General features: G+C 35.8%; 15 protein-coding genes. 13 read left to right on the forward strand and 2 right to left on the reverse strand.

Features of this window, described 5'->3' with window-relative positions:
• Positions 1-388 precede the first annotated feature (388 nt).
• A complete protein-coding gene (locus tag J3U37_RS09205) occupies positions 389-985 on the reverse strand; it encodes an imm11 family protein (protein WP_267336263.1) in 597 nt (198 codons plus the stop codon).
• 534 nt (positions 986-1519) lie between these two features.
• Here J3U37_RS09205 and J3U37_RS09210 point away from each other — a divergent pair.
• The 6 genes from J3U37_RS09210 to pmrB all read left to right on the forward strand — a co-directional run bounded on the left by J3U37_RS09210 (position 1520) and on the right by pmrB (position 6479).
• The gene (locus tag J3U37_RS09210) at positions 1520-2347 is read left to right on the forward strand and encodes an ABC transporter substrate-binding protein (RefSeq protein WP_267374503.1); all 828 of its coding nucleotides are present in this window, start codon (positions 1520-1522) and stop codon (positions 2345-2347) included.
• Between the two features lie 2 nt (positions 2348-2349).
• A complete protein-coding gene (locus tag J3U37_RS09215) occupies positions 2350-3075 on the forward strand; it encodes an amino acid ABC transporter permease (protein ID WP_267336265.1) in 726 nt (241 codons plus the stop codon).
• A gap of 6 nt (positions 3076-3081) precedes the next feature.
• The gene (locus J3U37_RS09220; RefSeq protein WP_267374506.1) at positions 3082-3765 is read left to right on the forward strand and encodes an amino acid ABC transporter permease; all 684 of its coding nucleotides are present in this window, start codon (positions 3082-3084) and stop codon (positions 3763-3765) included.
• A 263-nt stretch (positions 3766-4028) separates the two neighbouring features.
• Positions 4029-4556: a phosphatase PAP2 family protein gene (locus tag J3U37_RS09225; protein WP_267374508.1), complete on the forward strand. Its 528-nt coding sequence runs from the start codon at positions 4029-4031 to the stop codon at positions 4554-4556.
• A gap of 139 nt (positions 4557-4695) precedes the next feature.
• Positions 4696-5358, forward strand: coding sequence for a two-component system response regulator PmrA (pmrA, locus tag J3U37_RS09230; protein ID WP_267374510.1), 663 nt, complete (start codon positions 4696-4698; stop codon positions 5356-5358).
• 32 nt (positions 5359-5390) lie between these two features.
• On the forward strand, positions 5391-6479 hold the full coding sequence (pmrB, locus tag J3U37_RS09235; protein WP_267336268.1) for a two-component system sensor histidine kinase PmrB: 1089 nt from the start codon (positions 5391-5393) through the stop codon (positions 6477-6479).
• On the opposite strand, the gene J3U37_RS09240 is transcribed toward pmrB, so the two are convergent.
• A complete protein-coding gene (locus J3U37_RS09240) occupies positions 6454-7080 on the reverse strand; it encodes a YrbL family protein (protein ID WP_220217640.1) in 627 nt (208 codons plus the stop codon). The genes pmrB and J3U37_RS09240 overlap by 26 nt on opposite strands.
• A 277-nt stretch (positions 7081-7357) precedes the next feature.
• Between J3U37_RS09240 and rplM the strand changes: the two genes are divergently transcribed.
• From rplM to J3U37_RS09275, 7 genes are all read left to right on the forward strand, one after another.
• Positions 7358-7786, forward strand: a complete 429-nt coding sequence (gene rplM / locus J3U37_RS09245) for a 50S ribosomal protein L13 (protein WP_220217639.1) — start codon at positions 7358-7360, stop codon at positions 7784-7786.
• An 11-nt stretch (positions 7787-7797) separates the two neighbouring features.
• Positions 7798-8190, forward strand: coding sequence for a 30S ribosomal protein S9 (gene rpsI, locus J3U37_RS09250; RefSeq protein ID WP_034901366.1), 393 nt, complete (start codon positions 7798-7800; stop codon positions 8188-8190).
• A gap of 322 nt (positions 8191-8512) precedes the next feature.
• On the forward strand, positions 8513-9145 hold the full coding sequence (locus J3U37_RS09255; protein ID WP_220217638.1) for a glutathione S-transferase N-terminal domain-containing protein: 633 nt from the start codon (positions 8513-8515) through the stop codon (positions 9143-9145).
• 42 nt (positions 9146-9187) lie between these two features.
• On the forward strand, positions 9188-9598 hold the full coding sequence (locus J3U37_RS09260; protein WP_220217637.1) for a ClpXP protease specificity-enhancing factor: 411 nt from the start codon (positions 9188-9190) through the stop codon (positions 9596-9598).
• Positions 9599-9790: 192 nt separating this feature from the next.
• A complete protein-coding gene (locus tag J3U37_RS09265) occupies positions 9791-10747 on the forward strand; it encodes an inorganic triphosphatase (protein WP_267374513.1) in 957 nt (318 codons plus the stop codon).
• 422 nt (positions 10748-11169) lie between these two features.
• On the forward strand, positions 11170-13989 hold the full coding sequence (locus J3U37_RS09270) for an autotransporter outer membrane beta-barrel domain-containing protein (protein WP_267374515.1): 2820 nt from the start codon (positions 11170-11172) through the stop codon (positions 13987-13989).
• Between the two features lie 160 nt (positions 13990-14149).
• Positions 14150-15088, forward strand: coding sequence for a hypothetical protein (locus tag J3U37_RS09275; protein WP_267374517.1), 939 nt, complete (start codon positions 14150-14152; stop codon positions 15086-15088).
• Positions 15089-15105 lie beyond the last annotated feature (17 nt).

The following is a 15105-nucleotide window of genomic DNA, read 5'->3' on the forward strand; positions in this document are numbered from 1 at the left end:
TTAATACGATTGTTACAGCCGCAATACAGCTATGTTTAAATAAAAAATCCATATAAAATCAAAATCTAATAAAAATCCTTTTTTGGGATAATAACATGTGGCTTATAAATAGTCTATTTTATTTAGATAAGTGTTTTCGTGTATAAAAAGAGAGATAGGTTATCGGTTAGGTATAAATTTATTTATAGGGTCTCATCATTGGTTGTAAGTTAGGCTTAGGATAATTTGAAGTTTTTTTTTGAGCAAAGAGCAAGAATTTATCCTGCTCTTTTTGTAATGGGAATGAAGTTTATTTTTAACTAAATTTCATTATTCATATAAAATTAACTCTCGGATAATCTAACCTAGTTGTTTCAGTTGGATTAATATCTTCAAATCTTCTCGATAATTAGAAAGACCAATCTTCCACTTTTGTAAATGAAACGCCTTGAGGTTTAACTGACATAATGGCATTGACAATTGATTTATGATATAAGTGTATAGTACAGAACTCAAATAATTTAAAAATCAGTCTTTTTTCTAAAGGTATTTTAGCTAAAATTTCTTTGTCTAATTCAAACCGATCGATCCAGCTTAACAAATTAGGATCTGTACGATCTACTTTACATTTAGATTTTTCTCTATCGACAGCTTTTAGATAATTATAGATATGTATATAAAAATAATCTTTTAAAATGTCTCCAGTATTGGTCTCGATTTCGGCTGGTATAAGCTGAATTCCCTCAATATGCATAGCATCTAAGGCATCGGCTATCTTTTTTGAAACAATGCTACTTGGTTCTGCAAAATAATCGCCAATTACCGGTTTTCTAGGAATAGGGGCACAAAATTTAAAATGAGTCAATTCGGGATTTTCAATTCTTTCTCTTGTTCTGGGATACATCATAGTATGCCTGGAATCATCTTGTGGACCGATTAAAGGATAGGCTTTATCACCTGCTCGATCAATAATATAATATTCAAACTCGTCATTTGTGCTATTCATGTTTCTTATTCCTTTTATTTAATTTTATTGGTTTTTCTTCATTATTGTTGAATTCAGTCTAATTTTCAATCAATATCATATTTGTTTATTAATTTAAATTAACTCAATAGTTTCTTTTAAATCTTGTAGTTGGCAAAGAATTTTGATCTCAATAACCATATTTACTTTTTTGAATATCAAATCGGTCAGTGGTGAGTGTACAGAGAGAACTTTTATCAATTCAGATGATTTTTAGCTTACTATCTATTTTACAACGTATTTGCCTTTTATTATTTTTCGATTGGTACCTTTTCACAATCCAGCCGGCACAAAAGTGCAAAGACACTCAGCTTGATACTATGATGTGTACAGGTTTTAAATGCTAAAACCCGAGTTATTTTATTGCTAATAGTACAATCGTGTACTATTTATAAGTTATGGGTCATTTTAAATATAACTTTAAGTTATAAGCACCTAAATAATTGTTATTTATTACCCCGAATACTTTATTGATAGACTGAAACCCTATACAAAGTCCAATGGGGGATAATAACAATGAAATTTTTAACTAAATCACTAACGGCGGTTGCCTTAATTGGCTCATTATTTGTTGCGAGTTCGGCCTATGCCGATCGCTTAGATGATATTGAAAAACGCGGACAGATCAAAATAGCGGTATTTGATAGTAATCCGCCGTTTGGCTATATCGATGAAAAGACTAATCAAATTGTCGGGCTTGATGTTGATTATGCTAATCAAATCGGTAAAGCTTTAAATGTAAAAGTTGAGTTAGTTCCCACTAATCCAGCCAATCGTATACCTTTATTAACTTCACAAAAAGCCGATTTAATTGTGGCTAATTTTACAGTAACTGAGGAGCGTGCCAAAGCGGTCGATTTTAGTGTGCCTTACTTTGCAACCGGACAAAAATTTGTTGCTAAAAAAGGCGTGTTAAAAACGGCAGATGATCTTAACAATCTTCGTATTGGCGCAGATAAAGGGACGGTAATGGAAATTACCCTACGTGAAAAATATCCTACCGCTAAAGTGATTTCGTATGACGATACGCCTTTTGCTTTTGCTGCCTTACGTAATGGGCTAGTTAATGCTATTACTCAAGATGATGCTAAGCTAATTGGTTTATTGGCTAATGTGCCGGAAGATCAACGTGCAGAATTTGAAATTTCACCATTTAGTATCACTCAAGAGTATCAAGCCGTCGGCATTCCAAAAGGTGAAACACGTTTAAAAGATAAAGTGAATCAAATTTTATTAAATCTTGAAAAAGACGGCGAGGCGGTCACTATTTATAATCGTTGGTTTGGACCAGATACTAAATCGGCCATGCCACGTGGTGATTTTAAAATAGGTAACGGTCAGTAACCATGTTTGAGCAACTACTTGAGCCTCGATATTTATGGTGGTTATGGGATGCTTTTTTAGTCACCTTAGCGATTTCATTTCTCACCATTATTTTATCAACGCTTTTAGGTTTTTTATTAGCTATTGCAGAGCAAAGCCACTTTAAATTGATTAAAGGGGTAATAGGGGGATATAACGCTATTTTTCGTTATTCGCCATTATTGCCTCAACTGTTTTTTTGGTATTTTGGCGTAGGCAACTTGTTGCCGGCTGAATTGAAAATGGCGTTATTAGATGAACCACAAATCTCTTGCTATTTTTTCACGTTAAAAATGCCTTCTTTTGAATTTATCATCGGTTTAATAGCGTTAACATTTTATTCAAGCGCTTTTATTGCCAAAGAGTTTCAGGCTGGGATTTCCGGCGTGGCAAAGGGTCAACAGCAAGCCTCTTTAGCATTGGGGTTAAGTTGGTGGCAAAGTATGCGATTTATCATATTACCGCAAAGTTTTCGTATCGCCTTTTCGCCCTTAATTGGTCAATATATGAATATCATCAAAAATTCATCATTAACCATGGCTATCGGGGTGCTTGAGCTTTCTTATGTATCACGGCAGATTGAAACAGAGTCTCTAAAAACATTTCAAGATTTTGCTATAGCAACATTGTTATATATTTTAGCCATTGTGATAGTTGGTACCCTTGGCAATATTTATCAAGCAACAAGATTATCAACCAGTAAGGTTTAGAAAATAATGGAACTTAAAGGATTAACGGTTATTTGGGATAATTTGCCCTATCTTATGTGGGGTAACTTTCCCGGTGGTATATTTTTAACGCTAGTGATGAGCGTTATTGCGATAATCTTCTCAACGCTATTAGGCATACTCGCCGGTATCGGTCTGACCGTTCTTAACGGCATCGCTCGTCAATTACTCATCATTTTACTTGGTTTTTTACGAGCTATTCCGGTCATTATGCTGATTTTTTGGACTTATTTTCTTTTGCCGGTTTTGTTAAATATTGATGTACCGGCAATTGCAACCGTGATCTCGGCCTTAACCTTCATCGGCGCTGCTTATATTGGGCACTCTGTGCATGCTGGCATGGTGGCGATAGCTAATGAGCAGTGGCAAGCAGCTTACTCGCTTGGGCTGACAAAACGACAAGTGATTGTCTATATTATTTTACCTCAAGCGTTGAAAATGATGTTGCCGTCGTTTGTTAATCAATGGGTATCATTAATCAAAGACACCTCGTTAGCTTATATTGTTGGCGTTGCTGAATTTACCTTTATTGCTACGCAGATTAACAACCGCAGTATGGTTTACCCGACCGAAATCTTTTTATTTGTCATTTTGGTCTATTTTGTGATTTGCGCATCACTCGATATTTCTGTTTCGCGATTGACGCAAAAACGATTTAATCAGAAAAATTAAAAAATAGGGTGACTAAGCTTAAACTATCTATCAACAACTACGATATTAACAACTACGTTAATAACAAATGCGACATCGACAATTACGCATTGATAACGATACATCGACACTTGCTGTTTGCTCCTTTGCTTAAACGATTTTATCGCATCATTACGCCATACAGATTGCTTAATATGGTTATTGGCTTGATGATTTATTAAGGTTTTTTTAAGATTTAACGATTAAATTATTCAAAAGTAATCAATAATTCGAGTGGATGCGGTATGTGGCGCGATTTAAATACTCAACTTTTTTTGTTAATCAATGCTTCTGATCATGCATCGAAGCTGTTTATCTCTTTTGCTATCTTTTGTGCCAACTATCTGGCCTTTCTACCGATTATTGTGCTCATTATCGGTGGCGCAATTAATAAAAGTTATCGCTTGTTGATTATTAAGATTGTTATCACTTTAATCGTAGCACTTAGCATTACATTTTTAATTCGACATCTGATCTATTCACCCCGCCCGTTTGCACTGGATATTGGTACGAATTATCTATATCATGATAAAACCAGCTCATTTCCTAGTCAGCATGCAGTATTTGTTTGGGGAATTTGTTGCACAATATATTTCAACTATCAATCCCAATTAAAAACCTTGCTTTACTTTTGTACAATTGTTGCCTTGCTGGTTTGTTGGAGCCGTATTTATCTTGGAATACATTGGCCACTCGATATCGTAACCGGATTTTTATTGAGTTTGATATCGGCATACATCATCAATAAGATTTGGTTGTTGCGTGCGAATTAATCCCGATAGCTGACTCAATAGATAATAATAAAACGTTTATGGCAACTAACAATAATGATTTGGTATATGTGCAGCAAAGCATATAATAAATGTCAAAATATGCTCATGATTCTAATATCGATAACTGGGGTGATTCCTAATGAAAATACTGATTGTAGAAGATGATAGTCTATTACAAAAAGGGCTTTATGACGGTATTACCTCTAATGGTTATGTATGTGAAGTGGCATCAAATGGCAAGCAGGCGGAAGATCTTATTCAATTTTCTCAATTTAGCTTGATCATTTTAGATTTGGGGTTACCCGATTGCGACGGTTTAGAGCTGTTGATGCGCTGGCGTAAAAATCATATTGATATTCCTGTGCTCATATTAACCGCTCGTGATACGATTGAAGATCGCGTCGAAGGTTTAGATCAAGGAGCGGATGATTATTTAATTAAACCCTTTGCATTGACCGAACTCCTTGCCAGAGTGCGAGCATTAATCCGCCGAAATCAAGGAACGGCTGATAATGTAATAACTTATGGTGCAATTACTATTGATATCAAACAACAAAAAGTGACATTAGATGATAAAGAAGTGACTCTCACGCCCAAAGAGTTTATTGTTCTATCCCGTTTGATGCTTAAAGCGGGCGATAAGGTTCATCGTGATCTGTTACAAAATGATTTATATGATTGGCAAAGTGACCCTAGCTCCAATGTGCTAGAAGTGTATATTCACGGTTTACGGACTAAACTAGGCCGAAAAACCATTCGGACTGTTCGTGGTTATGGCTATCAACTCGATGTTAGTCAATAATCAGTTTTCTCGCTTTATGGATAAAATCAGATATGATTCGTCAATCCCTCAGTAACATTCGCCATAGTATCCGTTGGAATCTCTTTTTCACGCTGGGCGCAATTATGCTGATATGTCAAATTATCACGGTATTATGGTTATGGCATGAAAGCAAAGAGCAAATCGATGTCCTTGTCAATTTAACGTTAAGTCAAAATAAGATCGATGAAGTTGTCGAGCACGAAGAGCTAGAAGCCATTTTTGCCTTATTTTGCTCAGCGTTTTCGATGATGTTAGTCACGTTATTTTTGGCCTATAAAGCAATCAAATGGATCACAAAGCCGCTTGAAATACTTGAACAAGATTTAAATCAACGCACAGAAGATAATCTTAAACCCATTAGCCAAATTAGTAACATGCGGGAAATCAAATCAATCACTAATGTGTTAAATAAACTCTTTGTCCGATTAAGTAATACATTGGTACAAGAACGCTTGTTCACAGCCGACGTTGCTCATGAAATGCGCACGCCATTAGCCGGCATTCGTTTGCATTTAGAACTTTTAGAAAACAAAAATAAGATTGATTGCCGTGAATTAATTGAACGGATAGATCGACTGGTTAATACGGTTGAACAATTGTTAATGCTGGCACGGGCAAGTCAAAAATTTACTATTGGGCAATATCAGAAGATAAATTTTTATGACGATATCATCATCCCACTTTCTGATGAACTGACCGAATTGACTGAGCAAAAACAGCAACAGCTAGTATGGTATTATCAAGACAATCAGCTATTTTTTAATGGTGATGCTACCTTGATTCGATTATTGATTCGCAACTTAGTGGAAAATAGTTATCGTTATAGCCCGGCAAACAGCAAAATAACGGTAAGTTGCTTTAAACAAGCCGATATGATTGTGATAACAGTAGAAGATGAGGGGAGTGGTATTGATGAGTCAAAAACGGAAAAACTGACACAAGCGTTTTTCCGTATGGACAGGAAACATAATGGTATCGGGCTTGGTCTGAGTATTGTCAACCGTATAACCAAATTACATCATGGGCAATTTACGTTAAAAAACAGAGCAAACCAGCAAGGTACCATTGCAGAACTTAAGCTGAGTGATTCACATCATTGACCAGATTTGTGATCAAAGGATTATGGGTATTTTCTCTGATTAGTGATTTTAAAAATCGTTGCCAAGTTCGTTCAATTTTGCTTTTAGCAAAAAAATCGATGTAGTTGGCAATGGGAATAAAGGTTGAATTGCCGATATTATCAATAATGACTAATCGGTTTTGATCGGCAGATTGATGTTGAAACAAAATATTTTTGCTTTTAATGGTCATGGTAATAATGCGATCACGCAATAAATCGGCTTTTAATTTTTTCAAAGCGGTTACCAGCGCTGAATAGTACTGCGAAGTCAGTTGCTCATCAGCAAGATATTTTTCAAGGGTAGTTGATGTGTTACCGTCTTGATCTCGAATCAACTCAAAAACTTGACCTTCGCCAAGATTAGTATTGACCGCACCATAATACTGCGCCAATGCGTCCCACGCGATATGACGTTTGATAAGGTGTTTATAATACGCTATCTCACGGCTGGTTTCTTCTTGCGCACCTTCGTTATAATTAACTTTGATACATTTATTGGCATCATCAGGATGATGATAACATTTGCGGTGTAAGCCTTTGCTAATATACTCTTTATCGGTAAGTTGGATTAGATTTTTCATAGATATTGATATTGGCTAATTGAGTTTTTTAAAGAGTTTAACAGTAACTGTTTTTTCTCGCTACGATTTTTTATGATAAACGCTAGCGCTTTTTATATATTTCTGTATAATATCGCCACCCACGTTACGACAGCGTTCTTCCCAACGCTGTTTTCGGTTGTCAAAATTAGTATAACAACTCGAAGGGGTTAGTTAATTAATAGCAGCAATCAAAAAAGTGTAAATAAATCATATGATTTATTAACGTGAGATTAATTAAATTATTGGATAATTACGAATGAGTACTTTTTCAGCTAAACCAGAAACAGTTAAACGCGACTGGTATGTTGTGGATGCAGAAGGCAAAACGTTAGGTCGTTTAGCAACTGAAATCGCAAGCCGTTTGCGTGGTAAACACAAAGCAGAATATACACCACATGTTGACACAGGTGATTATATTATCGTTATCAATGCCGAGAAAGTTGCTGTAACAGGCAAAAAACGCACTGATAAGATCTATTATCGTCATACTGGCTACATCGGTGGGCTTAAAGAAGCGACTTTCAAAGAAATGATTGAACGTCATCCTGAACAAGTCATCGAAATCGCTGTAAAAGGCATGTTACCGAAAGGTCCTCTAGGTCGTGCAATGTACCGTAAACTAAAAGTTTATGCTGGTAGTGAGCACAATCATGCGGCACAACAACCGCAAGTATTAGATATTTAAGGGGATAAAAGATGGCTGATAATCAATATTACGGTACAGGTCGCCGCAAAAGTTCTGCTGCTCGTGTGTTTATTAAACCAGGTAGTGGAAATATCGTTATTAACAAACGTTCTTTAGAGCAATACTTTGGTCGTGATACTGCTCGTATGGTTGTGATGCAACCACTTGAGTTAGTTGAAATGACTGACAAACTTGATCTTTACATCACTGTTAAAGGTGGCGGTATTTCAGGTCAAGCTGGTGCGATTCGTCACGGTATTACTCGTGCATTAATGGAATATGATGAAACTTTACGTTCATCATTACGTCAAGCGGGCTTTGTTACTCGTGATGCACGTCAAGTAGAACGTAAAAAAGTGGGTCTACGCAAAGCACGTCGTCGTCCACAATTCAGCAAACGTTAATTGTATTTTACAAAAACGTTATCAAGTTGTACCAAAAACCCGGCATTGGTCGGGTTTTTTTATGTTTAACGTGCTTGCTGAAAGATAGTGAAATAACTTTACTGATATTTTCCCGTCAAAAAATCTTATCACAACGCTAAAATCTTAAATCTTGATCACTTTTTTTGCTTAAACACCTATAAAATCTGAAACTTCTTGTCAAAATCGTCATATTTCGGCGATTCTTAATAAGAAAATTCATTTTTTTTAACAAATTTGTTATCCAATTTGCTAGAATAGAAGTTATCTAAACTAAAATTTAATTTTAATATTTGGAGTGAACATGGTTGTTGCTGTTAATAAACGTTCTGTAATGACATTATTTTGTGATACAACTGATATTTACGGCCATCAGATTCGTTTTGTGCTGGCGGAAAAAGGCGTAACTGCGGAGATTGAGTTTGTCAAAGCTGACAACTTACCCCAAGAACTTTTGGATCTTAACCCATATAGCTCTATCCCAACCTTAATCGATCGTGATCTCACGTTGTTTGAGCCTCACATTGCCCTCGAGTATCTTGATGAGCGATTCCCGCATCCACCGTTAATGCCTGTTTACCCAATTGTGCGTGCAAATTCTCGCTTGACAATGTACCGTATCAAACGAGAGTGGTACAGCGCCTATGAAACCATTATTGCTGATCCGGATAGTGATGCAGCAAAAGTCGCTCGCAAAAACTTACTTGATGATCTTGTTTCTATCTCGGTCATGTTTAAAGAAAAAGACTATTTTATGAGTGATGATTTTACCTTATGTGATTGCTATTTTGCACCACTACTATGGCGTTTACCTGTTATGGGCATTGAATTGCCTAAAGTGGCTGAAAAGAATTATTTAAGCTATATGGCACGTATTTTTGAACGTCCTGCTTTTGTCAGTTCGTTAACCGATGACGAAAAGAAAATTAGGGCATAATAAACCCTTTTAATTGCAATTGAAATCAACAAGGTAACCTTTATGGAATATGAACAAATGTTGCCACGTCGCCCGTATCTTTTTCGGGCTATTTATGATTGGATTTTAGATAATCAATTAACCCCGTATATTCTCGTTAACACAACCGTTCCGGGGGTACAGGTGCCACGGCAATTTATTCAAAATAATCAGATCGTGTTGAATATCGCGCCCCATTCAGTTGGGCAATATTTAGCAAACAATGATCGGATTGAATTTAATGCCCGTTTTTCAGGCGTGTCCGAACATATCATTGTTCCAATGGAAGCGTTAGTTAGTATCTATACTCGTGAAAATGGCATGGGTATGGGTTTTCATGATGAACCGCAATATGAAATGCAACGTGAAAAGTCATCTAACCCGACAACACAAACCGATAAAAAGCCAGCCAACCCGTTTCGTGTGATTAAGTAATTATTACATAAGCATTAAATAATTATTATCCATTTGTTAAATAATAGCTTTTTAAAAAAGCTATTATTGCTTATGCTGGCAAAATCATTTGAAACCTTAATCAAGCAGGCAACCTTTAGCAAGTATTGTCATTTGTATTTTCTTGCCTTATCGATATATGATATAGCAAACTAACTACAAAATTAAATCTGTATGAGCCATGAAATTGAATTAAAGTTTCAAATTAATCAAGAAGATATTGCTAATTTCCAAGCCTTTTTAAATCAATGGGCGAGTAGTGATGAGCTTGAGTTTTCGAGCTTATCGAAAAAGCAGCGTACATTTTCAACCTTATCTTTGGCTAATAGCTATTATGATACAGCCGATAACTATTTGCGCAATCATCATTGTGGATTAAGACTAAGATCGACGGAAAACAACCAAACTAAACAGTACGAAATGACGTTAAAGCGTGATAGTCACGCTATCGCCGGTTTACATGAGCGTGCTGAATACAATGTTGATTTAAGTCAACCACAACTCGATTTGTCTCTTTTTCCGGCGCAAGTGTTTCCTAAAGCGTGTGACATTACAACGCTACAACAAAATTTAAAACCACTTTTTACCACCAACTTTACCCGTCAAGTCTGGTTGATCTCGTTTGCCAATAGTGAAATTGAAGTTGCCTTAGATCAAGGTGAAATCACCTCTAATGGTCAAACTATACCAATTCAGGAAGTCGAGTTAGAGATCAAACACGGTAATAAACACGATCTTTTAAACTTTGCCAACGAACTGAGCCGATTCCATTTACACTTATTTTCACAAAGTAAAGCTGCCCGGGGATATCGTTTGTTAAATAATCAAAAACTATCACCTACGGAGTTTGAATTAACGCAACAATCAAGCTTGTTTGATATCATCAAATATTGGCAAAAAAACGAAGAGTATGCGTTATCAATTGATAATCTTGATTTTTATAAGCGGGTACTTGATCAAGTTAATCATCAGTTAATGAATAAAGCAGATAAATTCAATCCCGAACTTACACAGTGGCAAATGGCATTATCGGCGATAAATACGATCAAAACCTTTGCATTTAGTGAAATTAATACAACACTCAAACTTATGCTGATTGCTCAAATCGATAATGCAGTTGAAAATAAGTGATTTGAAAAGTATAAAAATAAGTTTAAACATAACTTTTTTGAAATCACCATTGTGGTTTGTTATCGTTTTTGGGTTGTTAAATAGTATTGCTGTTGTGGTTATTTATTACAGATTGTTCAACGATAATTTTGTTAAACAAGCTTTGAAATTCCAGGCAAATTGATTGTTTAAAAATTTATCATCTTACTCAATTCTCTTTCTCCTCCATTTTTATCAAGCTATGACCACATTTCCCTGTTTTAAGTAGGGGGAAATGGTTGGCAGTTAGGCAAAGCAACTTAATGAAAAATAAAAGCAAGATAAAGTTTGATTATTTGATAGACAGTAAAAATAACATTTGCTATTTTACCATTGATTTGCCATTAAATTACATTTCTTAGTAAATAAATTTAAATAACTCCATGGAATAGTAAGGAAAAAACATGAAGAAATTAAAATTAAATAAAATCACACTACTCGTTAGTGTGTCGTCCACCGCTTTATCGCTATTTCCATTGTCAGCTAACGCACTCTCAATCGACCACACTAATATCACAAATTATCTCAATAGTGGTATTTCAACCGATCGTGAACAAGATTCCATTGATATTGATACTTCTTCAGCAGCAGGGCCCCATATCATTAAAGATAGTGGTAAAGCCTTAGAAGCCAACAACGACCAATCAATTTTTATTTATGGTGATAATTCATTTGATATTCAAAGCCATTCTAATGGCAATTACAACAGCTTTAACGGGGTGAATGTTCGAAACGGTGGAAGATTTTATTTTCATACCGATCTAAATATCGCGCAAGATGCAGGTACCGGTATTTATATTGCAAGTGAGGGTAGAGTTTTATCCTACAATAAAATTAACATTGATAGTACCAGCTCAAATAGCAACGCTTTTATTGGTATCCGAATGTACAACTCTAGCGATCAATCTCACTCCGAAGGCGATTTTCATAACAAAGTTAACATTAATTCAGCCGGACAAAATAGCTATGCTATTTATTCGCTTAAATCCAATAATCCTAACGCTGTCCGTACTTATTTAAAGTTTAGAGATCATGTGTCAATCAATATGACTGGTCAACAAAGTCATGGTATAGCGTTTAACCAACAATCAATCAACTCAGTAAATCCTGATCCAATTGAAAATAATTTTATGGAATTTGGCAACGGTGTTGATTTAATGATTGCCAATGGTATCCCTATTAACATGCAACAGCTTAATGGGTCTTTAAATATTTATACTTCGGATGATGTTAAAAACCGAATTGTGAGTAAATCGAATCAAGAATTTAATGCAATTCAATCGTTAGGGGGCGAAATTGATATCGCTGGTCAAACGCTTATTGAAGGCGATATTTATGCGAAGAAAGATCGCATGGGTGATGCTCTTATAAACTTCGTTCTTTATGATGGATCGTATTTATTAACCTCAATGGATAACAATAATCAATATGCCAATAATAAAGGCGAGATAAATCTTATCCTGAGGGGTAATCAAAGTCAGTGGAAGATGACCAATAATTCGTATCTTGATCATTTAACCTTAGATCAAGGAGCTAAAGTCTCTTTTGGTTATTCTTACACAACCCCGAACATGCCATTAACGCTCGATAGTCACAATAAAATGGAGCTTATCGCTCAATCATTAGATGGTGAAGGTTTGTTTGAAATGCGAACTGGCATAGGTCAAACGCTTGCGGGCGATCTGCTTAAAATTACTGGCGTAAGGCAAGCTTGGGGCGATCATAAAATTGCCCTCATTGACAATAAAACTGGCGCCAACCGGGTAAACGGTACCGAAAAAATAACTTTAGTTGAAACCCAAGGCGGCAATGCCAATTTTGCTATGGCATCTTCTTTTGATATCGGGCCTTATTTATTTAACACGCTAACCAAAGTCAGCGGTGAGCGTGATACAACCTCTGAAGATTGGGTATTGTCGGCAATTAGCAATCCAAATGTTGTAAATGACGATAACAGTGATGACGACGACAACAACGACGGCAACACCGACGACAATAACGGCAACACCGACGACAACAACGGCAACACCGACGGCAACAACGGCAACACCGACGACAATAACGGCAACACCGACGACAATAACGGCAACACCGACGGCAACAACGGTAACACCGACGGCAACAACGGTAACACTGACGGCAACAACGGTAACACCGACGGTAACAACGGCAACACCGACGGTAATAACGGCAACACCGACGGTAACAACGGTAACAGCGACGGTAACAACGGTAACACCGACGGTAACAACGGTAATACCGATGGCAACAATGGCAATAATAACGATACCGGCAAAGATAAAACAAAACCAACTTTGACTAATACCGCAAAAAATGCCGCCAATATCCTGAATTCAAACTATTTAATGAATTATGTCGAAACGCAAACATTACTACAAAGAATGGGGCAGCTACGTACAAATAAATGTGACGGTGGCGATGTCTGGGGTCGAATTTACACCGGTAAATTAAGCTCATTTAATGATAATCGCTTATCTAATTTTGATATGCGCTATTATGGATTGCAACTCGGCGTCGATCGAAAAGTGGATAATGATAATCTTGATATCTATTACGGTATTATGGGCGGATTTACCCGTGGTAATACTGATAATCATGTCGGAGATGGTCATACCAAAAGCTATTCAGTTGCGTTATATACCTCATTACAAGCACACAATGGTTTATATTTTGATGCATTAGTCAAATATATGCACATGTCACATAAATTTAACACGAAAACAGGTGGTGGTTATGCGGTTAAAGGCGATGGTGATACTAAAGGCTTTTCAATTGGTGCCGAAATCGGTAAACGCTTTTATATCAACCAATGGTATATCGAACCACAAATGCAGCTTACCTATTCACAACAAAATAGCGCAACAATCAAAGCCAGCAACGGCTTAAAGACCAAATTAAGCCGTTATAACTCACTGATCGGTCGAACCAGTGCAATTTTAGGATACTCAACACAGATTGATGACAACCCAATCGATATTTATATCAAAACAGGATTCCTAAAAGAGTTTGACGGCGAAACGGCTTATACCTTTAATCATGTCGCCAAAGAAAAATATGATTTTGGGGGTAACTGGTGGGATAACGGCATCGGTGTAAATATGCAGTTAAATCAAAATCAACATCTTTATGGTGATGCTGTTTACTCAGTGGGTAATAAGTTTGATCAAAAACAGATCAATCTAGGTTATCGATATTCATTTTAATTTAACAACTATTTAAAACAACAAATTATCTCTGGTGGACGAGGTTAATTGGCAAATAATAAAAAATTTGCTAAATAATTTTCGCTCCACCTACTTTTTTAGACTTGAGCGATAACAACATAACTTTAAATAAAAAAATAATTGATAAGGATAGGTAGGAATGAAGGTATCTTATTGTAAATTGCCCTTGATGTATGTGTTATTTTTCTGGCTATTTAGCTTAAGCTTTTGGATTATCGATGCGGTTTTTGTGTCTGAGATACAACGTGCAATCTTTGAAATTTTTTGGTCTCAAGACCTTATCTATAAAGTTAGATTCCTATTATTTATTTTTATAGATTATCTTCCTGCTTCAATAATGATTTTTATTGTCTCGTTGATCTTATTAAATAAATATTCTATCCATCAAATTACCAGAAAAAATAGCTTTCAAGGTGGATTGATTATGTTTATCACCACTGTTTTTATTAAATTAATTTCCTATATCTATTTTAGCAATTCAATGACACCGCTACCGCTATTACAATCTTTATCACTATTACTATCTAACGCTGTGATTATTTTGGTTTGCATTCCACTGATATTCTATCTTATGGTTAGATTCTTTAACCCCGATATGACACCTATTGACACTGCGATAGCCTGTCAAAACAGCCCAAAGCTGCATTTAGTATTGTTTATTTTATTGTATAATTATTATTTTATAGCATTATGTGTTTATGGGTATTTACATCAATATTCATTACCTCTTTTTTTAGTGATTTTAACGATTTGTAATGTACTGGGCTATCTGTGCTTACGTGGTTTATTTCAAAAAGTAAATGAAAAATTACAGTGGCTAAAAGTCGTTACTAGTTCATTTTTACTATTCGTATTAAACGGTCTGCTCATGTTTGGATTAACTGTTTTAACCGGATTTTTCGTCAGTAAGATCTTTCATCTTCAGCAAGGCTCTTATCAGGAGGTTGAATTTTATGATCATCATCATAACTCCCTGTTTACGGCTAATCTTTTGATATTGATGCTGTTAAGTTGCGTTATGGTAAGAGTAGGTGTAATGTTATTTTTTGGCAGGCAAAAACCTCAAAAACAATCTTAATTCGAATGGAATGACCA

Source organism: Gilliamella sp. B3172 (genome assembly GCF_026536465.1).
In the GTDB taxonomy this organism is placed as follows: domain Bacteria; phylum Pseudomonadota; class Gammaproteobacteria; order Enterobacterales; family Orbaceae; genus Gilliamella.